At 49.5% G+C, this 26,244-nt stretch carries 27 protein-coding genes and 1 tRNA gene; 20 read left to right on the forward strand and 8 right to left on the reverse strand.

Translation table 11 applies throughout. The features are described from left to right. Positions 1–8: 8 nt before the first annotated feature. The 7 genes from pheT (at position 9) to QUE66_RS03895 (ending at position 4,717) form a co-directional block, all read left to right on the forward strand. A complete protein-coding gene (gene pheT, locus QUE66_RS03865) occupies positions 9–2,450 on the forward strand; it encodes a phenylalanine--tRNA ligase subunit beta (RefSeq protein WP_286224533.1) in 2,442 nt (813 codons plus the stop codon). Positions 2,451–2,517: 67 nt separating this feature from the next. Beyond that, positions 2,518–2,838 carry an integration host factor subunit alpha gene (locus QUE66_RS03870; RefSeq protein WP_108508274.1) on the forward strand — a complete coding sequence of 107 codons (321 nt, stop codon included), beginning with the start codon at positions 2,518–2,520 and terminating at the stop codon, positions 2,836–2,838. Beyond that, complete coding sequence (locus tag QUE66_RS03875) at positions 2,813–3,163, forward strand: MerR family transcriptional regulator (protein WP_108508275.1); 351 nt, start codon at positions 2,813–2,815, stop codon at positions 3,161–3,163. Before QUE66_RS03870 ends, QUE66_RS03875 begins: the two co-directional genes overlap by 26 nt. Positions 3,164–3,182: 19 nt before the next feature. Further along, positions 3,183–3,259 (forward strand) — tRNA-Pro (locus QUE66_RS03880). 20 nt (positions 3,260–3,279) lie between these two features. Beyond that, positions 3,280–3,693: a VOC family protein gene (locus QUE66_RS03885; RefSeq protein ID WP_286224534.1), complete on the forward strand. Its 414-nt coding sequence runs from the start codon at positions 3,280–3,282 to the stop codon at positions 3,691–3,693. Further along, positions 3,693–4,097: a PaaI family thioesterase gene (locus tag QUE66_RS03890; protein ID WP_286224535.1), complete on the forward strand. Its 405-nt coding sequence runs from the start codon at positions 3,693–3,695 to the stop codon at positions 4,095–4,097. Before QUE66_RS03885 ends, QUE66_RS03890 begins: the two co-directional genes overlap by 1 nt. Positions 4,098–4,378: 281 nt before the next feature. Continuing rightward, positions 4,379–4,717 carry an H-NS histone family protein gene (locus QUE66_RS03895; protein ID WP_286224536.1) on the forward strand — a complete coding sequence of 113 codons (339 nt, stop codon included), beginning with the start codon at positions 4,379–4,381 and terminating at the stop codon, positions 4,715–4,717. Between the two features lie 48 nt (positions 4,718–4,765). On the opposite strand, the gene QUE66_RS03900 is transcribed toward QUE66_RS03895, so the two are convergent. Continuing rightward, positions 4,766–5,446: a helix-turn-helix domain-containing protein gene (locus QUE66_RS03900; RefSeq protein WP_286224537.1), complete on the reverse strand. Its 681-nt coding sequence runs from the start codon at positions 5,444–5,446 to the stop codon at positions 4,766–4,768. Positions 5,447–5,749: 303 nt separating this feature from the next. Here QUE66_RS03900 and QUE66_RS03905 point away from each other — a divergent pair, with 303 nt between their 5' ends. Genes QUE66_RS03905 through bamC form a run of 9 tightly spaced genes read left to right on the forward strand, consistent with a single transcriptional unit; the run spans position 5,750 to position 17,139 of the window. Then, a complete protein-coding gene (locus tag QUE66_RS03905; protein ID WP_286224538.1) occupies positions 5,750–8,605 on the forward strand; it encodes a 2-oxoglutarate dehydrogenase E1 component in 2,856 nt (951 codons plus the stop codon). Positions 8,606–8,655: 50 nt separating this feature from the next. Next, the gene (odhB, locus tag QUE66_RS03910; RefSeq protein ID WP_286224539.1) at positions 8,656–9,861 is read left to right on the forward strand and encodes a 2-oxoglutarate dehydrogenase complex dihydrolipoyllysine-residue succinyltransferase; all 1,206 of its coding nucleotides are present in this window, start codon (positions 8,656–8,658) and stop codon (positions 9,859–9,861) included. A 10-nt stretch (positions 9,862–9,871) separates the two neighbouring features. Continuing rightward, complete coding sequence (gene lpdA, locus QUE66_RS03915) at positions 9,872–11,308, forward strand: dihydrolipoyl dehydrogenase (RefSeq protein WP_286224540.1); 1,437 nt, start codon at positions 9,872–9,874, stop codon at positions 11,306–11,308. Position 11,309: 1 nt separating this feature from the next. Continuing rightward, positions 11,310–12,413 carry a cell division protein ZapE gene (zapE, locus tag QUE66_RS03920; RefSeq protein WP_286224541.1) on the forward strand — a complete coding sequence of 368 codons (1,104 nt, stop codon included), beginning with the start codon at positions 11,310–11,312 and terminating at the stop codon, positions 12,411–12,413. 15 nt (positions 12,414–12,428) lie between these two features. Beyond that, positions 12,429–13,271: a 3',5'-nucleoside bisphosphate phosphatase gene (locus tag QUE66_RS03925; RefSeq protein WP_286224721.1), complete on the forward strand. Its 843-nt coding sequence runs from the start codon at positions 12,429–12,431 to the stop codon at positions 13,269–13,271. 19 nt (positions 13,272–13,290) lie between these two features. After that, positions 13,291–14,493: a tryptophan--tRNA ligase gene (locus tag QUE66_RS03930; protein ID WP_108508285.1), complete on the forward strand. Its 1,203-nt coding sequence runs from the start codon at positions 13,291–13,293 to the stop codon at positions 14,491–14,493. Further along, entirely contained in the window at positions 14,490–15,077 is a 588-nt protein-coding gene (locus QUE66_RS03935; protein ID WP_286224542.1) for a class I SAM-dependent methyltransferase, read from the forward strand. Before QUE66_RS03930 ends, QUE66_RS03935 begins: the two co-directional genes overlap by 4 nt. A gap of 13 nt (positions 15,078–15,090) precedes the next feature. Then, a complete protein-coding gene (gene dapA / locus QUE66_RS03940) occupies positions 15,091–15,990 on the forward strand; it encodes a 4-hydroxy-tetrahydrodipicolinate synthase (protein WP_286224543.1) in 900 nt (299 codons plus the stop codon). 15 nt (positions 15,991–16,005) lie between these two features. After that, positions 16,006–17,139, forward strand: coding sequence for an outer membrane protein assembly factor BamC (gene bamC, locus QUE66_RS03945; RefSeq protein WP_286224544.1), 1,134 nt, complete (start codon positions 16,006–16,008; stop codon positions 17,137–17,139). 63 nt (positions 17,140–17,202) lie between these two features. Here bamC and QUE66_RS03950 read toward each other — a convergent pair whose 3' ends face one another. Both QUE66_RS03950 and QUE66_RS03955 read right to left on the reverse strand, forming a co-directional pair. Beyond that, positions 17,203–17,436 carry a hypothetical protein gene (locus QUE66_RS03950; RefSeq protein WP_108508288.1) on the reverse strand — a complete coding sequence of 78 codons (234 nt, stop codon included), beginning with the start codon at positions 17,434–17,436 and terminating at the stop codon, positions 17,203–17,205. A gap of 157 nt (positions 17,437–17,593) precedes the next feature. Next, positions 17,594–18,889 (reverse strand): cupin domain-containing protein, encoded by a 1,296-nt coding sequence (locus tag QUE66_RS03955; protein ID WP_286224545.1) that lies wholly within the window; start codon positions 18,887–18,889, stop codon positions 17,594–17,596. Between the two features lie 32 nt (positions 18,890–18,921). On the opposite strand from QUE66_RS03955, the gene QUE66_RS03960 reads away from it, so the two are divergent. Next, on the forward strand, positions 18,922–19,542 hold the full coding sequence (locus QUE66_RS03960; RefSeq protein WP_286224546.1) for an FKBP-type peptidyl-prolyl cis-trans isomerase: 621 nt from the start codon (positions 18,922–18,924) through the stop codon (positions 19,540–19,542). A gap of 24 nt (positions 19,543–19,566) precedes the next feature. Here the strand turns inward: QUE66_RS03960 and cysE are convergent, their stop codons facing one another. Further along, positions 19,567–20,325 carry a serine O-acetyltransferase gene (gene cysE / locus QUE66_RS03965; protein WP_286224547.1) on the reverse strand — a complete coding sequence of 253 codons (759 nt, stop codon included), beginning with the start codon at positions 20,323–20,325 and terminating at the stop codon, positions 19,567–19,569. Between the two features lie 23 nt (positions 20,326–20,348). Then, entirely contained in the window at positions 20,349–21,104 is a 756-nt protein-coding gene (locus QUE66_RS03970; RefSeq protein WP_286224548.1) for an RNA methyltransferase, read from the reverse strand. An 80-nt stretch (positions 21,105–21,184) separates the two neighbouring features. On the opposite strand from QUE66_RS03970, the gene QUE66_RS03975 reads away from it, so the two are divergent. Beyond that, entirely contained in the window at positions 21,185–21,979 is a 795-nt protein-coding gene (locus QUE66_RS03975; protein WP_286224550.1) for an inositol monophosphatase family protein, read from the forward strand. Here QUE66_RS03975 and QUE66_RS03980 read toward each other — a convergent pair. From QUE66_RS03980 to QUE66_RS03990, 3 genes are read right to left on the reverse strand one after another with little or no spacing between them, the layout of a single operon-like run. Beyond that, a complete protein-coding gene (locus QUE66_RS03980; RefSeq protein WP_286224551.1) occupies positions 21,972–22,760 on the reverse strand; it encodes a UDP-2,3-diacylglucosamine diphosphatase in 789 nt (262 codons plus the stop codon). The genes QUE66_RS03975 and QUE66_RS03980 overlap by 8 nt on opposite strands. A 15-nt stretch (positions 22,761–22,775) precedes the next feature. Further along, on the reverse strand, positions 22,776–23,279 hold the full coding sequence (locus tag QUE66_RS03985; protein ID WP_286224552.1) for a peptidylprolyl isomerase: 504 nt from the start codon (positions 23,277–23,279) through the stop codon (positions 22,776–22,778). A gap of 11 nt (positions 23,280–23,290) precedes the next feature. Continuing rightward, on the reverse strand, positions 23,291–24,082 hold the full coding sequence (locus QUE66_RS03990) for a tetratricopeptide repeat protein (protein ID WP_286224553.1): 792 nt from the start codon (positions 24,080–24,082) through the stop codon (positions 23,291–23,293). 80 nt (positions 24,083–24,162) lie between these two features. Between QUE66_RS03990 and cysS the strand changes: the two genes are divergently transcribed. After that, positions 24,163–25,572, forward strand: a complete 1,410-nt coding sequence (gene cysS / locus QUE66_RS03995; RefSeq protein WP_286224554.1) for a cysteine--tRNA ligase — start codon at positions 24,163–24,165, stop codon at positions 25,570–25,572. Next, positions 25,572–26,210, forward strand: coding sequence for a DNA-3-methyladenine glycosylase family protein (locus QUE66_RS04000; RefSeq protein WP_108508298.1), 639 nt, complete (start codon positions 25,572–25,574; stop codon positions 26,208–26,210). Before cysS ends, QUE66_RS04000 begins: the two co-directional genes overlap by 1 nt. Positions 26,211–26,244: the final 34 nt, after the last annotated feature.

The raw sequence follows: 26,244 nt of genomic DNA on the forward strand, positions 1-26,244 counted from the left end.
TTCCCATCATGCAATTTTCTGAATCCTGGTTACGCCAGTTCGTTAATCCACCCATTGATAGTGAGGCACTGTCGCATGCTCTGACCATGGCCGGTCTTGAGGTTGAGGAGCGACGCTCACTAGCACCGCCATTCACTAAGATCGTGGTTGCTGAAATTATTTCAGCAGAGCAGCACCCCGATGCTGATCGCTTACGGGTATGCCGCGTGAATGCAGGACCCGATCATCCCAACTTACAAATTGTGTGTGGCGCACCGAATGCACGTGCTGGCATCAAAATTCCCTGCGCCTTGGTTGGGGCTGAGTTGCCGCCGAGTGAAGTTGGTGGAAAACCATTTCAGATCAAGGTTGGCAAGTTACGTGGTGTGGAAAGTAATGGCATGTTATGTTCGGGACGCGAGTTGGGTCTCGGCGAAGATCATGCCGGGATTTTGGAGCTGCCCAGTGATGCGCCGATCGGGCAAGATCTGCGAACCTATTTGCACCTAGACGATCAACTTTTTACGATCAAATTAACTCCCAATAAGGCCGACTGTTTATCCATCATCGGGATTGCGAGAGAAGTTGCTGCGATTACAGGCGCTGCTCTTTGTGTTCCAAAGCGCGAGCCACTTGCGTCAACAATTAACGACCGTGTGCCAGTCAAAATAATGGATTCAGATCTATGCGGTCGCTTTGCCGGTCGCGTGATCCGTGGAGTGAACGTCAGGGTAGAGACGCCAGCTTGGATTAAAGACCGCCTAGCGAGCGCGGGTCAGCGTAGTATTTCGCCATTGGTAGATATCTCCAATTATGTGATGCTCGAGATCGGTCAGCCTAATCACATATTCGATCTTGATCAACTCAAGGATCCGATTGAAGTCCGCTGGGGTAAGCCCGGCGAGTCATTGAAGTTGCTCAATGATCAAACCGTGGAAGCGCATTTAGAAGGACTACGCGTTGGAGTGGTTGCGGATCAAGAAGGCCCCATCAGTCTTGCTGGCATCATGGGCGGGGATCGTACCGCAGTGAGTGATGCAACTCAGAACATTTATGTTGAGGCAGCCTTTTGGTGGCCTGCTGCAATAGCAGGTCGCGCTCGACGCTATCACTTTACAACCGATGCGGGGCACCGCTTTGAGCGGGGTGTTGATCCACAATTAACCATTTCTGCATTGGACTACCTTAGTCAGCTCATTGTGGAGATCTGTGGCGGTCAATTGGGGCCGATCGATGATCAAGTTACACAATTGCCAGAACGCAAAGCAGTAGCGATGCGCCTCGAGCGAGCTCAACGTGTGATTGGTATTCCATTAAGCATCGAGCAAGTGAGTGATGTATTCAAACGCTTGGGTCTCGAGTTCACTGTTTCAGGGCAGGGCGAGGCTAGTGTATTTACTGTTAAGGCCCCAAGTTATCGCTTTGATCTCGATATCGAGGAAGATCTCATCGAAGAAGTAGCGCGTTTATATGGATTCGAGAACATTCCCGATTCTCCACCAAAAGCCGAGCTGAAGATGAGTGCCCCGCAGGAGCGCCAACGACCGGTGCACGCGTTGCGCCATCGCTTAGCACATGAGGGTTATCAAGAGGTCTTGAACTTTGGATTTATTGATCCCCAATCCGAACTGCAGATGGGACAGAACAGTCCTATCACCGTACTCAATCCGATAGCGAGCCAGTATGGTGTGATGCGCAGCAATTTATGGGGCGGCCTCTTACAGAACCTGCGCAGCAATCTGAATCGCGGTGCCGGACGGATTCGTATTTTTGAGATCGGTCGAGTATTTACTAGAGATGCGAGTCAACCAGAGGCTCCTGGCATCGTCGCAGGTTTTATCCAAACCAAACAAGTGGGCGGCTTGGCCTATGGTTATGTAAATCCTGAGCAATGGGCATCGCCCAATCGTTTGGTGGATTTCTTTGACGTGAAGGGCGATCTCCAGCGCTTACTTAGCCCATTACAGATCGAGACCAAAGCTGACAAAGAAACCCATCCCGCTTTGCATCCGGGCCGCAGCGCCCATATTTATTTGGGCGATCATGTAATTGGTTGGATTGGTGAGTTGCATCCAGCTTTACAGCAAACCTATGAGCTGAGTTCGGCCCCAGTATTGTTTTCTCTTAATTGGAATTCAATTTGTGATGTGGGCTTACCAGCACCGACGGAGATTAGTAAGTTTCCTGCAGTGCAACGTGATCTGGCTGTTGTGGTGGACCAATCAGTTCCAGCGCAGTCCTTACTTGATGTGATGCTGGCACAACGCCAACCATTCGTTCGCAAAATCGAGCTCTTTGATGAATTTCGTCCTCAAAAAGAGAGCAGCTCGATGGCGCTTCATGAGAAAAGCCTTGCGTTTCGGGTCACCCTAGTGAACGATCAAGATACACTGCAAGATAAAGAAGTGGAAACCTGCATGACCGCCTTATTGGATGCCTTAAAGAATCACTGCAAAGCGCGATTGCGCTAGCGGCAATCCGGATTTGCTATATTAGTTACTGAAAACCAATTTATTAGAATCAGAAAAGAGTATCGCTATGACTGCAAATAATCAAACCGTGACCAAAAATGAACTCTCGGAAGCCTTATTTGATCAAGTTGGTCTCAATAAGCGCGAAGCAAAAGACATGATTGACGCCTTTTTTAATCGAATTGGCGAGACTCTGGAATCTGGGGTTGAGGTTAAGATCTCAGGGTTTGGTAATTTTCAGTTGCGCAATAAAACTGCGCGCCCAGGGCGTAATCCAAAGACGGGTGAGATGATCCCGATTGCGGCGCGACGTGTTGTTACTTTTCATGCCAGTCAGAAGCTAAAGGACGCGGTCGAGTCCCATGCTCAGAACCAAAACAGAGCTTGATTCCAAAGCGAATACGGTTTCGCTGCTTCCCCCAATCCCGAGTAAGCGGTATTTCACGATTGGCGAAGTGGGGGAGTTGTGCGGGGTAAAGCCCCATGTATTGCGTTATTGGGAGCAAGAATTCGTTCAACTGCGACCGCAAAAGCGCCGAGGTAATCGTCGCTACTACCAGCATCATGAGGTGGTCTTAATCCGTCAAATTCGTACATTATTGTACGAAGAGGGATTTACGATCAGCGGTGCAAAAAACCGTTTAGACGAGAGTAAATCGACCTTGCGATTACGCGAGGAGCTCCAAGAGGTCCTTCAGGTCTTAAGCCGCTGAGATACAATAATTGTTTCGTCGGGGCGTAGCGCAGCCTGGTAGCGTACTTGCATGGGGTGCAAGTGGTCGGAGGTTCAAATCCTCTCGCCCCGACCATCTGCGTTGAGGAAAAAACCATGCATCCATTTCACTTAGCTTTCCCGGTTGATAACTTACAAGATGCTCGTGCATTTTATGGCGGCTTACTCGGTTGTCCTGAAGGGCGAAGTTCGGATGAATGGATTGACTTCAATTTATTTGGGCATCAAATTGTGGCGCACTTGGCTAACGGTGAAGCAAAAAACGATGCGCACTCCGATGTGGATGGTAAAAAAGTACCTGTTCGCCATTTTGGTATTGTGCTGTCCATGCCTGAGTGGGAAGCGATGGCCGATAAATTAAAAAAGGCTGGTATTGAGTTTGTGATTGAGCCTTATATTCGGTTTAAGGGTGAAGTCGGTGAGCAGGCCACCATGTTTTTCCTAGACCCCTCAGGGAATGCGATTGAGTTTAAGGCGATGGCGCATCCTGATCGCTTGTTTGCTAAATAATGAGTCAAGATTATTTTGGTTTAACTATCCCATTCTTGGATGTCTTAGGCGTCGAGCCAGAGTTTGCCAAGGATGGTCATTCTCGGATTCGCTTAAATCTTCGACCTGAGCTATTAAATAGCTTTCATGTGGCCCATGGCGGGGTGGTGATGAGCATCTTGGATTTTGCAATGGCCGCTGCTGCACGTAGTTCGCATGAGCACATTCTTGGCGTCATCACGATTGATATGACCACCAGTTTCTTGAGACCCTCAAAAGGCATGCTCATTGCAGAAGGCAAAGTCTTAAAAGTTGGTAGCACCGTCAACTATTGTGAGGGCAGTATTTTTAATGAAGCCGGCCAATTGACCGCTAAATCCACAGGCAGTTTCATGCTGCGCCGAGCTAAAAATCAAGCTAGTTAAATCAAATTAGTTAAATTAATTATTCAATTAATTATTATATTTTTTAGTACTTAATAATCACAAGTAACTGATTATTATAATAAATAGTCAATTTAAATCGCGAATTTATTATTCACTCTAGGGCGAATAATCCAAAATAAATTATTTCTTGATTCATATATAATCGATTCGTAGTAATAATGAATAATTAAAAAAGATTAATCAATAAATGATTTATTCCTTCTAAATTTTTTATTTATTACCCCTCACCATTATTTTAAAATTCAAGGGAATTATTTAATATGTCATCGTATAAAGAGTTACTTGCGCAGCGTGAGAAGTTGGACAGTCAGATCCAGAGCCTGATGCAGCGTGAAAAGTCTGAAGGAATTGCAAAGGTCAAAAAGATCATTGATGAATTTGGCTTAACTGCGAGTGACTTATTTGGTCGCAAGGCTACCGGTGCCGGCAAGCGTGGACGTCCAGCCAAAAAAGCAGCCACTAAAAAGCGGGTAGGTAAAAAGCGCGGTAAGGTCGCCCCCAAGTATAAAAATCCAGCAACTGGAGAAACTTGGACCGGACGCGGTAAGGCCCCTAAATGGATCGCAGGGAAGGATCGCAGTAAATTTGCGATTAAGTAATCCTAATCATTTGCACTAAAAAGCCAGTTCATTGAACTGGCTTTTTCTTTACTCAAACACGGTATTGACTGCTTCGATAAATAATTTCTCTAATTCCTGATAGGGCTCTTTATCGCTACTCGCACTATAGGTCATGACATTCGTCTTTTCAGGTAAGGCATTGAGTTCCTGGCTAAGTGCTTCCGTATCGCTCGTTTGCGGTTTTAAATGAACTCCATTCTCTTTGGCCATTTCTAATACGCCAGGATGAAGTTGTACAAAGGCTTCGTCCACCAATAGGGGAATGCGACGTGTCTGAATATTCTTACTCAGATAATGAATTAAATGCAATTGTTCAACTGGCGGGATTAAAGAATCTAAATAAATTACATCGGGATAATGCGACACGGCCTGCATCAGGCCCTCAAGACTATCGAGGGAATGGATTAATTGAAAGGGGATGCCCCACTTTTGAATCGCTTTTTGCATTTCATCAAGATTCTCTTGACGCTTAAAGACCCCCAGGGCGATATGTTGATGGTGTTTAGCGCGCTGCTGCATTCCTACTTTTCGGCGGCGTAGCTGCTGATTGAGTGAGCTCGTGAGAATACGGCGGTGCCCACCCCGAGTTTTCCAGGCTGTTAATTCACCAAGCTCCACCATTTTTTGAACGGTTCCTAACGAGACCTGTAGAACCTTGGCACTCTGTCGAGTGCTCAAGTAGGGCTGATTCAGATTAATGGGTTTCATGCTTTCTCCTTTTGTAAATTGGGATAGAAAGAGCATAAAAATCAATTCGATAGAGATCTGTCAGGCAGGGATGAAATGTGGGTAGGAAATTTCCTATAAAGGGGTAGGGATAGGTAAGTTACCAAGTGAGTAATCCCCTAGGACTTTCACTAATTCATTGATCTTGGGGTGTTTTTTCCTCTAACCCATGCTATCCTTACGAAACATAAGGCATTTGCTTTGCGTTCTGCTAATCGGTTAAGCCGTGTCGCAGATGGTTAAAACCACAGTTTTTTTCGGGTTACCCGATGAAAGGTGAGCATCATGATGCAGTCCTATAGAGGTTCCTCATACCTCTTCGGGGGTAATGCCCCCTACGTAGAAGAACTCTACGAGTCATATTTATTAGATCCCACATCCGTAGCGCAGCATTGGCGCGATTACTTTGATAATGTCGTTCAAGTTCCAGCCGTTGATGGTTCCAATGGACGCGATATTGCGCACGCCCCAATCGTGGCGTCATTTGCCGAACGCGCTAAGCAGGGCCCCATCAAAACCATTCAGGATTCAGCCGATTCCGAGATGGGTCGTAAACGGGTGGCAGTTCAGCAGCTCATTGCTGCTTATCGTAACGTCGGTAATCGCTGGGCAAATTTAGATCCCCTAAAGCGCACCGAGCGCCCCGATATTCCGGAACTCAATCCATCGTTTTATGGATTTACCGATGGCGATATGGATATCGTCTTCAATACCAGCAATACCTTCTTTGGTAAAAACCAAATGACCTTGCGCGATTTGCTGCAAGCCTTGCGTGAGACCTATTGCGGCACTTTGGGTGCTGAGTTTATGTACATCGCGGATCAAAAGATCAAAAAATGGTGGCAAGAGAAATTAGAGTCGATCCGCTCAACGCCAAAGTTCACCAATGAGCAACGTCGTCAGATCTTGGATCGCTTAACTGCTGCTGAGGGACTGGAGCGTTATCTACAAGCAAAGTATGTAGGTCAAAAGCGTTTCTCACTCGAGGGTGGTGACAGCTTTATTCCCTCCATGGATGAGTTGATTCAAGGGGCAGGGAAACGAGGTGTGCAAGAGATAGTGATCGGTATGGCTCATCGTGGCCGCTTAAATGTGCTGGTCAACGTTCTAGGTAAATCTCCCAAAGATCTCTTCGCTGAATTCGATCACACGGCTCCGGAGGATTTGCCAGCAGGTGATGTGAAGTATCACCAAGGATTCTCAAGCGATATCTCGACCCCTGGCGGTCCAGTGCATCTATCGCTCGCCTTTAATCCATCCCACTTAGAAATTGTGAACCCTGTGGTAGAGGGTTCAGCCCGTGCAAGAATGGAGCGCCGCAATGATCTCTCCGGCAGTCAAGTTTTGCCGGTCCTGGTTCATGGCGATGCTGCGATTGCAGGTCAGGGTGTGATGCAAGAGACTTTAGCCCTATCGGAAGTGCGCGGTTATTCCACGGGCGGTACGGTGCATATCGTGATTAATAACCAAATTGGTTTTACAACCTCCGACCCGCGTGATTTACGCTCGAGTCTGTATTGCACCGACATCATGAAAACAATTGACGCACCGGTGTTGCATGTCAATGGTGATGATCCGGAGGCGGTGGTATTGGCGACTCAACTTGCGCTTGAGTTCAGAACCCAGTTTAAGAAAGATGTTGCTGTCGACATTATTTGCTTCCGTAAATTAGGCCACAATGAGCAAGATACGCCAGCGATGACCCAGCCCCTGATGTACAGCATTATTGCGAAGCATCCTGGAACGCGTAAGTTGTATGCAGACCGGCTTGAAGCGCAAGGTGTGATTGCTCCTGGAGCTGGTGACGAGATGGTGAAAGCCTATCGTGCCGCAATGGATGCGGGCAAGCAAACGCTTGATCCAGTATTGAGCAATTTCAAAGGAAAGTTTGCGGTTGATTGGTCACCGTTCTTAAATAAGAAGTGGACTGATCAAGCAGATACTGCTATTCCACTCACCGAGTGGAAGCGCTTAGCTGAAAAACTCTCCACCATTCCTGAAGACTTTAAGGCGCACCCCTTGGTTCAAAAGGTCTATGCAGACCGAGCTGCGATGGGTCGCGGTGAAATCAATGTGGACTGGGGGATGGGCGAGGCGATGGCCTTTGCTTCTTTGCTTGCGAGTGGTTATCCAATTCGTTTATCGGGTGAAGACAGCGGTCGCGGTACCTTTAGCCATCGTCATTCCGTATTGCATGATCAAAATCGCGAGAAGTGGGATACCGGCACGTATATCCCCTTGCAACATGTCAGTAAGGACCAGGCACCCTTTACAGTCATTGATTCCATCCTCTCTGAAGAGGCGGTGTTAGGCTTTGAGTACGGTTATGCAGCAGCTGAGCCCAATACACTCACGATCTGGGAAGCCCAGTTCGGTGACTTTGTGAATGGCGCCCAGGTGGTTATTGATCAGTTCATTGCTTCTGGTGAGGTGAAATGGGGTCGAGTGAACGGCTTGGTGATGATGTTGCCACATGGTTACGAAGGTCAGGGCCCAGAGCACTCCTCGGCGCGTCTGGAGCGCTTTATGCAGTTGTGCGCTGATACCAATATGCAAGTGGTTCAACCCACGACCGCATCGCAAATCTTCCACCTCTTGCGTCGTCAGATGATTCGGCAATTTAGAAAGCCACTGATCATCATGACGCCTAAATCCTTACTGCGTCATAAAGATGCTGCCTCACCGCTCATTGAGTTCACCAAAGGTGAGTTTCAGACAGTGATTCCAGAGCAAGACGATTCGCTCGATCCCAAAAAGGTGGAGCGTTTGATCGTTTGTTCGGGTAAGGTTTATTACGACTTGGTCAAGCAGCGCACCGATAAGAAGATTGATAACGTGGCGATTGTTCGCATTGAGCAGCTGTATCCATTCCCCCATAAGGCGGTTGCAAATATCATCAAGTCTTACCCCAATCTTACTGAGCTGGTGTGGTGTCAAGACGAGCCACAAAATCAGGGAGCCTGGTTCTTTGTGCAACACAACTTGCTCGAGAACATGGGTGAGGGTATGCGCCTTGGTTACGCCGGTCGACCCGCATCGGCCTCTCCAGCGGTTGGTTATGCCCATTTACACCAGAGTCAGCAAAAGGCATTACTCACCGCAGCGTTTGCCAAGCTCAAAGGATTTGTGGCCACCAAATAGGTGGCACGTACAGAACAGCGATTTAATCTAACTTATTCATAGGACACATCATGGCTTTATTTGACGTAAAGGTTCCACAACTCTCCGAATCTGTTGCTGAAGCAACTCTCTTGCAGTGGAAGAAAAAACCGGGCGATGCCGTAGCCCAAGACGAGATCTTGATTGAGATCGAAACCGACAAGGTGGTGTTGGAAGTACCCGCTCCATCCGCAGGGGTGATGGCTGAGATTTTGGTTGCCGATGGTGGAACCGTGGTGGCCGATCAGGTGATCGCCAAGATTGATAGCGAAGGCAGGGCGACTGCAGCACCCGCACCAGCCACAGCAGCAGCTCCCGCTAAAGCCCCAGCCGCTGCAGCTTCTGCAGACAAGGGCTCAATCGCGGCACCCTCTGCAGCCAAACTCATGGCTGAAAATAATCTAACGCCCAATCAAGTTGCTGGTACCGGTCGTGATGGTCGTGTAACGAAGGGTGATGTACAAAATGTGATCGCAGGCGGTGCTAAGCCTGCAACGAGTGCTGCACCATTGCCGATGTCGAGTGTCTCATTAGGCGAGCGGACTGAAGAGCGAGTTCCGATGACTCGTCTGCGTGCGCGCATTGCCGAGCGCCTCCTCGAATCTCAAGCCAATAATGCGATCTTGACCACCTTCAATGAGGTCAATATGGCTCCTGTGATTGCCATGCGCTCCCGCTACAAAGACGTCTTTGAAAAAACTCATGGTGTGAAGTTAGGGTTTATGTCTTTCTTTGTGAAAGCTGCTACCTATGCGTTGAAGAAGTATCCCATTCTGAACGCATCAGTTGATGGTAACGACATCGTCTACCACGGTTACTTTGATATTGGGATTGCGGTAAGCTCGCCACGAGGTCTCGTGGTGCCCATCTTGCGTAACGTCGATCAAATGACCTTAGCTGAGATTGAAAAGCAAATTGCGGAGTATGGCAATAAAGCGCGCGAGGGTAAGTTAAGCATTGAAGAGCTTACCGGTGGAACTTTCTCCATCTCCAATGGCGGCGTATTTGGTTCGATGCTCTCAACCCCCATTATTAATCCACCACAATCGGCTATTCTCGGAATCCACGCTACCAAGGAGCGCGCTGTCGTGGAGGACGGACAAATCGTGATTCGTCCGATTAACTATCTGGCCCTCTCGTATGACCATCGGATTATTGATGGTCGCGAGGCAGTACTCGGTCTAGTGGCAATGAAGGAGCTATTAGAAGATCCAGCTCGTTTACTACTTGATCTGTAAGGAGTAAACCATGAGCCAAGTATTTGATGTGCTAGTAATTGGAGCTGGCCCCGGTGGTTACATCGCGGCGATTCGGGCTGCGCAGTTGGGATTTAAGGTGGCGTGTGCAGAGTCGAATCCATACGCAGATCCCAAAGGGGAGCCTCGACTGGGCGGCACTTGTTTGAACGTAGGCTGTATTCCTTCGAAAGCCTTGTTAGCATCCTCTGAAGAGTTTGAGAAGATTGGCCATCATGTGGCTAATCACGGTATCCAAGTGGGTAGCGTGAGCATTGATATCAAAAAAATGCTGGCCCGCAAGGATGAGATCGTCAACAAAATGACCGGCGGCATTAGTTTTCTGTTTCGCAAAAATAAAGTCACCAGTATCAAAGGGCACGCTTCCTTTGTTGGTAAAACCGCAGATGGTTATCAAATCAAGATTACCGGTAAAGACGCCGGAACCATTAGCGCTAAGAATGTCATTATTGCGACGGGCTCAAAGGCCAGACATCTTCCCAACATCCCAGTGGATAACGTACTGGTTTGCGATAACGAGGGTGCGCTTAAATTTGACTCTCTACCCAAACGCTTGGGCGTGATTGGCGCTGGTGTGATTGGTCTTGAGCTTGGTTCAGTGTGGCGCCGCGTTGGCTCCCAGGTCACGGTCCTCGAAGCCTTGCCAAGCTTCTTGGGCGCTTGTGATGACGGAATTGCAAAAGAAGCTAAAAAGATTTTCACTAAGCAAGGTCTTGATATTCATATGGGCGTCAAGATTGATGGCGTGAAGGCCGACAAGAAGGGCGTGGTGGTTTCCTATCAGGACAGCACAGGTAAACCCCAAAAACTGGAATGCGATCGCTTGATTGTTTCAGTCGGCCGTGTGCCCAATACTGAAGGACTCAATCTAGAGGCCATCCAGGTCAAAACGGATGAGCGGGGATTTATCCCCATCAATGACCATACCTGTGCTACTACAGCACCTGGGGTCTATGCGATTGGTGACGTGGTCCGTGGACCAATGCTTGCTCATAAGGCCGAGGATGAAGGGGTGCTTGTGGCCGAGTTGCTGGCTGGTCAAAAACCACATATTGATTACAACTGTATTCCATGGGTGATTTACACCGACCCAGAGATTGCATGGGTTGGTAAAACTGAGCAACAACTCAAAGCCGAAGGACGTCCCTATAAGGCGGGCCAGTTCCCGTTCATGGCTAATGGCCGTGCACTTGGGATGGATCGTGCTGATGGCTTCGTCAAAATCCTAGCGGATGCCAAAACGGATGAGGTTCTGGGGGTACATATTATTGGCCCCAATGCTTCGGATCTAATTGCGGAAGCCGCGCTCGCGATGGAGTTCAAAGCGGCTGCTGAAGACATTGCTCGTGTTTGCCATCCACATCCTAGCTTATCGGAGGTTATGCGCGAAGCAGCTTTAGCAACGGATCAACGCGCACTCAATATGTAAGTTGAAAGTCGCTGACTTTTACTACCAAGAGTGTAAAGCGCGCGGTTATCAGCCAGATCCTGCGCAGGAGCGAGCCATTGCTCGGTTGCAGCAATGCGAAGATCAGTGGGTCGCTTATAAAGAGATTCGGAGTAACGCGCTCACCAAAAAACTCTTTCACCCCGAGTTACCTCGTGGGGTTTACTTATGGGGCGGGGTGGGCCGCGGTAAATCCTTTTTGATGGATTGTTTCTACGAGGCATCTCCCGTTCAAAAGAAAATCCGGATTCATTTTCATGAGTTCATGCGCGAAGTGCACCGTGAACTTCATGAGCTTTCAGGATTAGCCGATCCTCTCGATGAGTTAGCCAAACGCATCTCCGATCGATATCGCTTAATTTGCTTTGATGAGTTTCATATTAACGATATTGCCGATGCCATGATCATGTATCGCCTCTTAAAGGCTTTATTCATTGATCGAGTGCAGTTCATCATGACCTCCAACTATCGACCGGATCAGCTCTATCCCAATGGTCTGCACCGTGATCGACTATTACCCGCCATTAAGCTCTTGGAGGAAAAACTGGATATCTTGAATGTCGATGCAGGCAGTGATTACCGACAAATTCAGATGACGCGGATTCAGGCTTACTTAACCCCTTTAAATGAAACAACCCATCGGCAGATGGAAGATTATTTTCATGAGCTAATCGGCAAACAAATCGAGGCCACCAACCGCACCCTCAAAATTGAGTCCCGCGAGATCCGAGCTTTGCATTTGGCTGAAGGCGTCGTTTGGTTTGACTTCCAAACCCTCTGCGCGGGCCCGCGGTCTCAAAATGATTATCTGGAGATTGCCAATACGTTTCACACGGTGATGGTCTCTGAGGTGCCGTATATGCCCCCGCGTTTAACTAATGAGGCCAGACGCTTTATTTGGTTGATTGATGTGCTGTATGACCATCGGGTGAAATTAATTATGTCTGCTGAGGTGCCCCCCGATCAGCTCTACACCGAGGGGCAGGTTGCCAGTGAATTTGCCCGAACCGTATCGCGTTTAATGGAGATGCAGTCTCGGGAATACATTGAGGCACCGCGTCGACTGATTAATGCTCAACTGACCTAAAATAGGGTCATGAGTATGCCAATTCCCATTAATGCCGATTTGCATTGCCACTCGGTGGTCTCCGATGGCACTTTAACGCCAGAGGAATTGGCCTTGCGTGCCCATCAAAATGGGGTTCACCTGTGGTCATTGACCGATCATGATGTCCTGGGTGGTCAGGAGCGTGCGCGTCAAGCCGCTCTTAATTTGGGCATGGACTATTTATCGGGAGTCGAGATCTCCATTAGTTGGATGGGGCAAACCGTCCATATTGTTGGCTTGGGATTTGATGCCAGTAATTCAATCTTGCAGGAGGGCTTGCGTGCTACGCGCGATGGTCGAGAAGAGCGAGCTCGTCAAATGGCAGCCCAACTTGCGCATATTGGGATTGAAAATAGCTATGAGGGCGCCCTCAAGTTTGCAGGCAACCCAGAGCTTATTGCCCGCACCCACTTTGCACGCTTTTTGGTGGAGCAAAATGTCTGTCGTGATATGGATGAGGTATTCAGAAAATACCTAGTCGCCGGTAAACCCGGTTATGTCTCGCATCGTTGGGCAAGCTTAGATCAGGCGGTCGAGTGGATTAGGGGTGCTGGTGGCGAAGCGGTTATTGCACACCCCGGTCGCTATCGCCTAAATGCAATGCAAATGGATGAGCTCTATGCCCGCTTTAAGGATCTTGGGGGCGCTGGTATTGAGGTGGTGACCGGTAGCCATAGCCCTAATCAATACCAAACCTATGCGAAGGTTGCCGAGCGCTATGGCTTTATGGCCTCACGTGGCTCTGATTTTCATGATCCGCAGGAGAGCGATATTGATTTGGGGAATCTTCCTCATCTTCCTGAGCACCTCAAGCCCATTTGGTCGGCCTTTCATTAAATAAGCGACAATCCACTTTATGTTTGCAGAACGCGTTTTATCCGGCATGCGTCCCACGGGCGCCTTGCATTTAGGTCATTACCATGGCGTCCTTAAAAATTGGGTTCGCCTTCAGGCTGAATACCCCTGTTTCTTCTTTGTCGCTGATTGGCACGCATTGACAACCCATTATGAGACCCCCGAGGTGATTCAGGAGTCGGTCTGGGAGATGGTGATCGATTGGTTAGCAGCAGGAGTGGACCCCAATCAAGCCACATTATTTATTCAGAGTCGGGTCCCAGAGCATTCAGAGTTATTTCTACTGCTAGCGATGGGCACACCCTTGGGCTGGTTAGAACGGGTGCCCACCTACAAAGACCAGATCGAGAAACTCAAAGAAAAAGATTTACAGACCTATGGCTTTCTGGGCTATCCCTTGCTGCAAGCAGCTGATATCTTGATCTATCGAGCACTCTACGTTCCAGTGGGCGAGGATCAAGTTCCTCATGTGGAGATGACCCGTGAAGTCGCGCGGCGCTTTAACCACTTGTATGGCCGCGAGCCAGGCTTTGAAGAGAAAGCCCTTGAGGCGGTCAAGAAATTAGGCAGCAAGCGCGCCAAACTCTACCTAGAGCTGCGTAATGCCTATCAGGAGCGAGGTGAAGATGAGGCACTCATGCAAGCCCAAGCGCTCTTGCAAGAGGCGCAAAGTCTTTCGATGGGTGACCGTGAGCGTTTATTTGGATACCTCGAGGGTGCGCGCAAGATCATTTTGGTCGAGCCCCAGGCTTTGTTAACGGAGGCGGCGCGGATGCCAGGTCTTGATGGGCAAAAGATGTCGAAGTCCTACGCCAATACGATTGCCATTCGGGAGGCGCCTGAGGAGGTGATCCGCTTGGTGCGGACCATGCCAACTGATCCTGCTAGGGTACGACGCACTGACCCCGGTAACCCAGCCAATTGCCCCCTATGGCAGTTTCATCAGGTGTATTCGGACCAAACGACGAAAGACTGGGCTCAGAAGGGCTGTCAATCCGCAAGCATTGGCTGCCTAGACTGTAAACAACCCGTGATTGATGCCATTTTGCGAGAGCAACAACCCATGTTTGAACGAGCACAGCAATATCTAGACGATCCTAGCCTATTGCGCTCCATCATTGCCGATGGTTCAGACAAGGCACGTAAGGTTGCCCAAGAAACCATGCGGGATGTGCGTGAGGCCATGGGTCTAGACGTTGATTGATTACGAATCACGTGCACGCCACTCTAGAAACTGCTTCCCCTTGGATTGCCCAATACACTGACCTGATTGTTCCAGGCGGTAAGGTCTTAGATCTTGCCTGTGGTGGTGGACGTCATGCGATCTTCCTCGCCAATCGTGGCTTCATGGTGTTCGCAGTTGATCGTGATCAGGAGTCTCTAGCGCGTATTCGACATGATTTTGTAATGACCCAGCCAATGGATCTTGAAGGGGAGGCATGGCCTTTGCCCGAATCCGAGTTTGGTAAATGGAATGCCATCGTGGTGAGCAACTATCTTTACCGTCCTTACTTGGATCAGTTACCCAATCTTTTGGAAGAGGGCGGTATCTTGCTCTATGAGACCTTTGCAATCGGCAATGAAGAATTTGGTAAACCCTCAAACCCAAACTTTTTACTCCAGCATGGCGAATTATTGGATCTCGCCAGGCGACATGATCTGCATGTGGTCGCCTATCAGGATGGCTATCGTGAGATGCCCAAGCCAGCCATGGTTCAAAGCCTATGCGCTAGTCGGGGACTGCCCAAAATACGCCATCCGTTACAATTCAATGCGACAGTCGCTTAATCCATAAAGCCCTATGAAATCAGCCATGATGACCGGAAGTATGGTTGCAATTGCAACCCCAATGCACGAAGACGGTAGTCTCGATTACCCCGCATTGCGCTCCTTGCTCGACTGGCATGTGAGCGAGGGTACCGATGCGATTGTGATCGTTGGCACCAGTGGTGAGTCACCTACGGTCTCGGTTGAAGAACACTGTGAGTTGATCCGGATTACTGTTGAACATATCAATGGCCGTATCGCAGTCATTGCTGGAACTGGCGGCAATTCCACCCGAGAAGCGATTGAATTAACCGAATACGCTAAGAAGGTGGGTGCGGATGCTAGCTTGCAAGTGGTGCCGTATTACAACAAGCCTACGCAAGAGGGAATGTACGCCCACTTTAAAACGATCGCCGAGCGCGTCGATCTGCCGGTCATTTTGTATAACGTTCCTGGACGCACGGTCGCTGATCTTGCCAACGAGACCACCGTACGGTTGGCACAAGTGCCGGGCGTGATTGGGATTAAAGATGCGACAGGTAATCTAGAGCGCGGCTCGCTCCTACTGGCCGAGCTTAAAAGTAAACAACTGAACCAGTTTGCGGTCTACTCCGGTGATGACCTTACTGCTATATTCTTAATGCTGATGGGTGGGCATGGCAATATCTCGGTCACTGCCAATGTGGCACCACGTTTGATGAGCGAACTTTGCAAAGCAGCGATCGCAGGGGATGCCAAGCGCGCGCGAGAGATTCAGTATCAATTGTTGGCAGTTCACAAGATGATGTTTATCGAGGCTAATCCCATACCCGTGAAATGGGCCTTGCATCAGATGGGTAAGATTCCAGCCGGAATTCGGTTACCATTGACGCCACTTAGCGAGCCATTGCGTGAGCCATTGCGTCAGGCACTAGGCCAAGCCGGCTTGCTGTAATTTCTTTAGGATCGAATGCGTTCAGTTCTTCACACCATCTCGTTGACCTGTGCAATTGTTACGCTTACTGCATGCAGTAGCTTTAGCAGTATGACCGCCAGTGATAAGGTGGACTACAAAAAATCCGGAGATGTACGCGGCCCCAATCTGGCATTACCCCCGGATTTAATCACGGCTCAAGCGGATCGTCGCTATGTAGTACAGGATGGCACTGCGACCATGTCGGAGTACAACCAGGCGGTCAAGAAGTCCTCTCAAACGCGCTCGAATGTGTTGACCGGTATTCCGGGGATGAAGATTGAGCGTGACGGGGATCGGCGTTGGTTGGTGGTCGATAAGTCTGCAACTGAGCTTTACCCTCAAGTAAAAGATTTTTGGCAAGAGAATGGTTTCTTACTAGTAATTGATTCACCATCAACTGGGATTATGGAAACCGACTGGGCAGAAAATCGTGCCAAGATTCCGCAAGATATTATTCGAAGAACCTTAGGGCGTGTGTTGGATTCTGCTTATGATTCTGGGGAGCGGGATAAATACAGAACTCGTCTTGAGGTGCAAAAACCCGATGTCACTGAGATCTACATTACTCACAAAGGGGCAATCGAGACTCCAGTAAAAGATAGCTCAGGCGCCATGATTACCACCCAATGGACTGTGCGACCAACCGACCCTGAGTTGGAGGCCATTTTCTTGACACGCTTGATGGAGCGTCTTGGTATGACCCAAGACCAGGCGAGGGCCCAAGTTGCGGCAACTGCGACGGCTCCCAAGACCCCAAGAGCAAAGTTGGTGGAAGAGGGGTCCGCTACCCGTATCGAAATGAGCTCCAGCTTTGATCGTGCTTGGCGCGATGTTGGCCTTGCCTTAGATCGCTCTAACTTTACGGTGGAAGACCGCGATCGCTCACGAGGGATTTACTTTGTCCGTTACGTTAATCCAAAAGATCTAGGTGATGGTCGCAGTTGGTTTGGTCGTACCTTTGGCAGAAGCAATGATTCAGATAAGAAAGCAAAACTCTATCGGGTCGTGGTTCAAGCAAGGGGCGAGAATCAAGTCGTGATTTTGGTGCAAGACTCCGAAGGTAAGCCTGAGAACACCACCACTGGCAATCAGTTACTCACCACGCTAGATCGACAGCTCATTAAATAATCACAGCACTCTTCCAAAGAAAAAAGGCGCTCAATGAGCGCCTTTCTTCATACAGCTTCAGAATTACTTCTTGGCTGGAGCAGCAGGTGCAGCAGGTGCAGCTGGAGCAGCAGCAGGAGCGGCTGGAGCAGCGCCGGCAGGTGCAGCAGCTGGAGCAGCACCGTCAGCTGGTTTTGCATCAGCAGCAGGAGCTGCAGCAGGAGCGGCTGGAGCAGCAGCTGGCTTAGCTTCTTCTTTCTTACCGCAAGCAGACAAAGCAACGGCCAACATTGCGGCCAAGAGGAGTGACTTCTTCATTGATTTATTTCCTTTAAATTTAAGACGATTTACATCAATTACCGGTAATTGTTGTAAGACCTTGAGTGCATATTGCGGATGCAATACAACTCAGATCCACTAATAATTATAGCAATTGCACCATCATTTGCTCAACGCCATTGGGCTAAATTGCTGCCTACTCAAGTAAGAGCCAACCGTCAGAATAGGCTTCATACAGCGAGTTATTTTTCGTTAAAGACGGGAGACTCAATTCCCGATCGATCTTCTTCGAATTCGCTCTTGATAAACCCTTATTTTTACTGGATTTTTGTATTCGCCCTTGGGTGAGGAAATGCTGCTGCGCTAGTATTTGCCATGCTTTGATGGTGGCAAGATCCTGCCCTTCAGTCACTGCATCCCCATTGCAAAAAACGGTCTCACCTCGGATCAATAGGCGGGTTTGGGGGTGAGGTACCAAGGCCATTTTCTGCAAACTGGCTTGTAGTGCACGGGGACTCAAGACGGGATCGGGTGAAGCAAAGATCGCTTGCGGTTTTGGCTCGCTCAGGTAAGCAGTAATGCCATTAATCAACACTGGGGACTGATTTAGGTCCAGGGCTGCAATGTGTTGGCGGATTTCATCTTCGAGTTGTGCAGGTAAACGTGCTGGATCAAGGCAGGCTTTTTGATTGGGATCCGCATAAATTGCGGCGAGGGAAGGATCGGACTCCAAGGATTCGGCAAGGCGCCACAACCCCTCAGCGATGAGTTCTCGATACGACGGTGATCGAAAGCCCACCGACCAGGTTTGGCAACCTGCATCGAGCGCCACTCCCTCGTGGGCAATATTGGGCGGTAGATAGAGTAAATCGCCGGGTTCTAAGACCCACTCTTGCTCCGGCTTAAAGCGAGCCAGGATCTTAAGTGGTAAATCAGGGCGTAAGCTCAGATCAGCCTGCCCAGAAATCTTCCAGCGGCGTCGACCTTCCATCTGGATTAAAAATACATCGTAGGAGTCGACATGCGGCCCTACGCCACCCCCAACACCCGCGATGCTAATCATTAGATCATCTAGGCGCGCATCTGGAATAAACCGAAACCAGGATAAAACATGGGCGGCCGCCGAATGCCGTGCTTCCATCCCTTGGATTAATAGCGTCCAATCTCGCGCGCTATTTGCGGGGATCTCTTTTTTTCGAAAAGGGCCGTGTTGTAGACGCCATGGTTTAGCCTCAACCAAACGTGCTTCACTAAGGCCATCGCATGCATATCCAAACAGGGTTTTATCTGGGATTGGGCTTAATAGAGGCAAGCCAGCCTCTTTGCTCAGTGCAAAGGCGGGAATGGCTTGGCGGACCAGGAGTGGGCATTTATGCCAATACCGTTGCATAAATGTTTGGGGGCTCAGATTGCCCAAAAGCGGCCACGGCAGATCAAGCGGCAGTGTGGCTGGGGCTTTGGGGGGTTCGTAGCGAGCGCGAGTCTTAGTCAAGTAAAATGGCCTCATTAAGGAAACACATCGCTATGAAGATTGAAAAAAATACCATCGTATCTCTTCGTTACAAACTTAGCGATGCTCAAAACAATATTATCGAAGAACCCGATACCCCGATGGTTTATCTGCACGGGGGATACGCAGGAACCTTCCCAAAAATTGAGAGTGTATTGGATGGCAAGGATATTGGCTTTGAGACCACGGTTCAACTTGAACCTCATGATGCCTTTGGAGAATACGATCCCAATCTTCTCAAAATAGAACCGCGTGAGCGCTTTCCCGAGCCGCTAGAGATCGGTATGCAGTTTGAGGGCGTACCTGAAGAGCAAAGTCCTGAAGAGATCGAGGCTGCCGATGTGGACGAGATCGACGATGATGAGGATGATCAAGAATCAGATACGTTGATCTATACCGTGACCGACCTGGCTGATCAACAAGTCGTACTCGATGGTAATCATCCACTTGCTGGAATGGCGCTGCGGTTCTGGTTGCAGGTTGAGGATGTTCGTCAGGCTACAGAAGATGAGATTGCCAATCAGCATCCACAAAGTGAAGACGGCTTTGGGATGGACCTAGCCGATGATGATCTGGATGATCTTGATTTATCAGCAACGGGGCAACGCGACCAAGGTCCACGAACCCTGCATTAATGGGTACACCCCCAAAGAAGCGCTTTATTCTTTTAGAAGATTTTTGATGGCATCGAGCTCACGCTGAGTTTCCTCATGCGCTTGCGTGTCGCTAGCTTTTCCACCCAACTTCGCCAGAGCCTCTTCAAGGGCTTTGATCTTATGTTCTTGCTCGATGGTAGCGTCGATCAAACTTTTCAATGCCAACGAAACAGGGTCATCTGCATTCGGTGTAATGCCATAGGCTGAGAAACTCGCTTTACTGGCATCGCTTGCATGTTTGGGTAGATCGGGATGCAGGATGCGGGCTGGCACACCGACTGCCGTTGCGCCCGCAGGAATCTCTTTGAGGACCACTGCATTGGATCCAATTCGAGCACCATCACCCACAGTAAATCCACCCAAGACCTTGGCGCCCGCACTCACAACCACGCCTTTGCCAAGTGTGGGATGGCGTTTGACCCCTTTGTAGAGCGAGGTACCTCCCAAGGTCACCCCTTGATAAATCGTGGTGTCATCACCAATCTCTGCGGTCTCGCCAATCACAATCCCAAGGCCATGATCTAAAAATACCCGACGCCCGATCTGTGCGCCCGGATGAATCTCAATATTGGTCAAAAAACGCGCGAGCGACGCCAGAAAGCGGGCAGGCCATTTAAGACCGAGATTCCATAGGGCATGATTGAGACGATGCAGCCAAATCGCATGTAAACCTGGATAGCAGGTAATTACCTCTAACCGGTGTCGGGCAGCAGGATCGCGCGCAATAATGGCGTCTACATCTTCCAATAGAGAACTCAACATAGAGATAGTGTAATCCGTGCGCCTTATTTTCTCAGGAGCATCTGTTTGGCAATGCCACGCAAGAGATCAATCTCCTCTTTGCGTAAGCGAGTTCTAGCAAACAGCGCTTGCAGACGCGGCATGAGTTTCTTGGGATTTTTGGGGTCCAAATAACCAATCGCCTCTAAGCCTGCTTGCCAATGGTCGAGCATGGCAGCAACTGCTGCTGGATCTGCAAGTTCTGAGAGCTCCTCATTTACCACCGATGGCGATGGATCTTTCAGAAGGGCTTGGCGTAAGCCAAACGCACAGACCATGATGGCCTGGGCCAGGTTTAATGAGGGATAGGCGGGATTGGCCGGTAAAAAGACCCGATGCGTGCAATAGGCAAGATCTTCGTTCTCGAGTCCAGTCCGCTCAGGACCAAATACCAATGCAACCGAGCGGTTCGATTGCAATGCATCGGTGAGCAAATGCAGACCATCTGCCCAAGATAGTGGGGGCGGACCAAACTCCCGATCGCGACTGGTTAGGCCCAGTACCACAGCACACCCTTGAATACTGGAAGAGAGCATATCGTGAGTATTCGACTGAGCCAATACATCACTAGCACCACTGGCTAATGCCATCGCATCGGGGTGGGTATGCATCGCCAGTTCGCGGGGCCGCACCAGATGAAGCGCATCAAACCCCATGGTTTTAAGGGCGCGCGCTGCTGAACCAATATTACCCGCATGACTGGTTTCCACCATGATCCAGCGGACCTGGTCGCTGTATTGAGTAAAGGGAGTCTGAGACATGAATGAATTCGTTTAGAATATTGCTATTGCGCTAGAGACCTTGTCGACTAGTTTGTTCTTATTTAATTTGTCCACTCATTATGCACCCCATGTTAAACGTGGCTGTGAAAGCCGCTCGCCGTGCCGCAACGATTATTAATCGTGCATCACTCAATTTAGAGCGTTTGCAAATCGATCGCAAGCAACATAATGATTATGTAACCGAAGTGGACAAAGCTGCCGAAGAGGCGATTATCGAGACCCTAAGCGAAGCCTATCCGGGCCATGGTTTTTTGGCAGAGGAAACGGGCGAGGCCACGAATGGCTCCGATCACATTTGGATCATTGACCCATTGGATGGGACCACCAACTTTATTCATGGATTTCCACAATACGCGGTATCGATTGCTCTGTCGGTCAACGGTGTTGTAACTCAAGGCGTGGTCTATGACCCCAATCGTGATGAGCTGTTCACTGCCACCAAGGGTGGTGGAGCCTACGTGGATCGCCGTCGCCTTCGAGTGGCCGAGCAAACCAAATTAGAGAATGCATTGCTGGGTACGGGATTTCCGTATCGACACGATCAAGATGTGGATCTCTACCTGAAAATCTTTGCTGACATGACTCGCCAATGCGCGGGTCTGCGACGTCCTGGTGCAGCCTCCCTAGATCTTGTCTATGTAGCAGCGGGCCGCTATGACGGATTCTTTGAGAGTGAACTCAAGCCATGGGATATGGCAGCAGGGGCTTTGATTGTGACCGAGGCGGGTGGCCTCGTTGGAAACTACTGCGGCGAAGAAGGCTTTATGGACAGCGGTGAGATTATGGCTGCGAACCCAAGGATCTTTGCCCAAATGGCAAATATTCTTAGCAAGTACTCAAGAACGGCTACGTAGACTTCACCAAATCAATGTAGCGCACGCCATTGAGGTCAATGCGCAAAGCACTTGCTTTTGGTAACACGGTCTCAGGATGATCTAGATCCCAGTCAGAGAGTACATAGCGTTGCCATTCTTTATTACCCATACTTTCATGGTGCCGTGCCGGTAAGTGGGTATGCCCATGAATCAAGCGTTCGGAGCCGAAGGCTCCCATCAGGTTGGCGCACGCCACCAAAGTGACATCGCTTTTATAGCGAGCGACATCCGGGGTATAACGCGCTGCTTGCTCATACTTTGCGGTGCTGTTGCTTCGCAAGGTTCGAGCAATCCCACGTCGCCACTCCAGAGGAAGTCGCAAAAATAATTTTTGGAGCCAGGGCTTACGAACCCATCTACGAAACACCTGATAACTCAGATCATTGGTGCACAGCGCATCACCATGACTAATAACCCATTCATCTCCAGCGATCATGACCTTCGATGGGTCGGGCAACAGCTGCATCCCAGATTTCTTAAGAAAGTCTGGGCCGATTAAAAAGTCACGGTTGCCATGGATGTAATAGGTTTTGGTCTTGCTGGATAAAGCAAAGAGCGCGCGCAGGACCTCTTGCTGAAATGGTGAACGCGCGCCAGCATCATCGCCTACCCAGTATTCGAAGAGATCACCCAAAATAAATACCGACTCGACATCGTTCGTTTCTTTTTCAATAAAGTCAAAGAAACGCTGCGCCGTTAAGGGCATCGACGGCGTAAGATGAAGATCGGAAATCAGCAGGGCGCTGGCGTGCTCTTGCATGCTTAAATCAAGGGATTAATCAGCGATGACCGAGGCTTTCTCAATCACCACATCTTCAGTCGGAACATCCTGGTGGTACCCAGCATTGCCAGTCTTAACTTTCTTGATCTTATCAACCACATCCATGCCGTTGGTCACTTTGCCAAACACGGCATAGCCCCAACCCTGTGGAGTGGGAGCGGTGTGATTGAGAAAATCATTGTCATTGACGTTAATAAAAAACTGGGCGGTAGCTGAATGGGGATCGCTAGTACGTGCCATCGCAATCGTGCCCCGATCATTCTTTAGGCCATTGTTGGCCTCATTCTCAATTTGATCCAGGGTTGACTTCTGCTTCATGCCCGCGGTCATGCCGCCACCTTGAATCATGAAGTTATCAATCACCCGATGAAAAATCGTGCCATCGTAATGACCACTTTTTACATAGGCCAAAAAGTTTGCAACGGATTTTGGTGCTTTGGCAGCATCAAGCTCGAGGGTGATATCACCGTGATTGGTTTTTAGAAGAACGCTTGGCATAAATAACTCTCTTATGGTTTAGAAATCGGGGGATTGGGTCGGTTACTGGGTTTGGGCGGCGGTGGGTTCAAGATCTCTTTAATGGCCCGAGCGCGTTGCCCATACTCACGTTGACTGGGTTGCAGTTTACTCGCACTGGAGTAATAGCGATCGGCTAGGCGCAAGTACACATCCGCTAGATTGCCCTGGGCTAAGGCATAGTCAGGCCTTAATTTAAGGGCGAGCTCTAAATAATCGCGGGCCTCAATCCATTGCCCTTGATTGGCTGCTAATGCGGCTAGATTGTTATAAGGTTCAGGTAACTCCGGAAATTGCTGAGTAATCTCGATCCAGGTGGCACGGGCTGCATTGACATCACGTAATTCCACTTGTAGTCGAGCCTTGATAAAGCGCAGTTGTACATTGCGAGGGGTTTTCACTAAGGCATCGTCAATCGCTTTGATCGCCTCTGGATATTTACGTTCCTTGATCAGTTTCTCAATATGCGTAGGAATCGCATTTTTCATGACCGGATCGGGCTCGATAATCAAAAAAGAGAGAAACGGCACCGCAATGGACTCCGAGAGTTGGTTATTGCCGGTTTCTGGATTGGGGTTGGTGCTCATGCGTGGTGGGTCTGTTGGACCATAGCCACCAAGGTAGGGCGCAGGCGCATTACCCGAAGTAGTGGGTGGCGGGGTGGTGCTGCAGCCAATTACAAGAGCGCAAAATGACACCCCAAAAAATCGTGAGATCCAAGCAATGGAACTGTGGTTTGGGTGCTGGGCTGTCATGGCAAGAAGATCACTCAGAAGGCGCGTCATTCGATATACTCATCAGTCTAACAAATTCGTGTGCCGTTCACTCAACACCATTTAAGCCCCGTCATCCCCAACTGCTAATCATGCTGTCGATTTACAACACCCTATCGAGAACCAAAGAGGTCTTTAAGCCCATTGAGCCCGGTAAGGTAAAGATGTATGTATGCGGCATGACCGTATATGACTTTTGTCATTTAGGCCATGCACGGGTGATGATTGTGTTTGACATGGTAGTACGCTGGTTGCGGGCCAGCGGCTATGAAGTGAACTACGTTCGCAACATCACCGATATTGATGACAAGATCATTACGCGAGCGCTTGAGAACCAAGAGCCGATTGCGGCACTCACTCAGCGTTTTATTGATGCAATGCATGCGGATGCTAAAACCCTCAATCTCCTATCACCCGATCATGAGCCCCGGGCTACTCACTACATTACTCAGATGCAAGGATTAATTGGTCGTTTAATTGAGCGTGAGATGGCTTATCAAGGCGATGATGGTGATGTGAACTATGCCGTTCGCCAGTTCCCCAGCTATGGCAAGTTATCCGGTAAATCGATTGACGAACTCCAGGCCGGTGAACGGGTTGCCATTGGCGGTGGTAAGCGCGACCCACTGGATTTTGTGCTCTGGAAATCCGCCAAGCTTGAGGAGCCTGCTGATACCCGCTGGGCTTCTCCATGGGGCGAGGGACGCCCAGGTTGGCATATTGAGTGCTCGGCGATGTCCTGTGAGTTATTGGGACAGCATTTTGATATTCATGGTGGTGGGGCCGATTTGCAGTTTCCTCATCATGAGAACGAGATCGCGCAAAGTGAAGGCGCGATCTACGGATCTGGCAGTGTTGATCAACCCTTTGTGCGTTACTGGATGCATAACGGCCATATCCGTGTGAACCACGAGAAGATGTCAAAATCCTTGGGTAATTTTTTCTTGATCAAAGATGTGTTGGCTCAGTTTGATCCCGAGGTAGTGCGCTTCTTTATGCTCAAGGCTCACTATCGCAGCCCCATTAATTACTCGGATCATCAGCTTGAAGAAGCGCGCACTGGATTAACCCGTTTGTATACCGCCCTTAGTGAACAAGCAGCTATTCCAAGCAGCAAGCTTGATCCGATCTGGAGAGACCGCTTTGCGCAAGCAATGGACGATGATTTCAACACCCCTGAGGCCATAGCAGTATTATTTGAGTTGGTGACTGAGAGTCATAAGACGCAGGCTATCGAGCGCAAGCAAGAACTTCTCAACACACTTTATCACTTAGGAAACACGATCGGACTTTTGTATCAGTCACCGCAACAGTTCTTGCAAAGCGGTACGCCTAAAGCTGGCTTAAGCCAGAAGCAGATTGAAGAGAGAATTGCGGCCCGCCAAGCGGCCAAGCAGGCGAAGGACTTTGCCAGCGCGGATGCGATTCGCCAGCAGTTGCTGGACGAGGGAGTCATTTTGGAAGATAAGCCTGGTGGTCAAACCATCTGGCGACGAGCCTAATGCCAAAACCACGCACCAAAAAGCCAAGCTATTGGCAAGACGCCTGTGCTGAACTCATGAAGCAAGATCGGATCCTGCGCAAACTGATTCCCAAGTACGGTGATGGAATGTTGGGAAGTCGGGGCGATGCATTCACGACTCTGGCACGCTCGATCGTTGGCCAGCAAATTTCAGTGGCTGCTGCACAATCGGTGTGGAATCGAACTTTGGAGACCTTAAGTCACGAGGTAACACCGAAGCGCGTACTCGATACCAAACATGATGCCCTACGAGCTTCCGGTTTATCCATGCGCAAGGTGGAGTACATCCGCGATCTAGCCGATCACTTTCATCATGGGCGACTCCAAACCGAGCGCTGGCCCAAAATGGACGATGAGGAGCTCATTAAGGAGTTGAGTGCGATTCGGGGGATTGGACGCTGGACCGCCGAAATGTTTCTGATCTTCAATTTGATGCGCCCCAATGTATTGCCGCTTGACGATATTGGGCTGATTCGGGCAATCTCGATCAATTATTTCAGTGGCGAGCCCGTCACCCGTCATGAGGCCCGCGAGGTGGCAGCCAATTGGGCGCCGTGGCGCACCGTAGCCACTTGGTATATGTGGCGAAGCATTGACCCCATTCCTGTCGAGTACTAATTTTGGGGTAAACCCAAAAAGCACATAAAATTAG

The sequence above is a fragment of the Polynucleobacter sp. HIN6 genome (assembly GCF_030297575.1).
Taxonomy (GTDB): domain Bacteria; phylum Pseudomonadota; class Gammaproteobacteria; order Burkholderiales; family Burkholderiaceae; genus Polynucleobacter.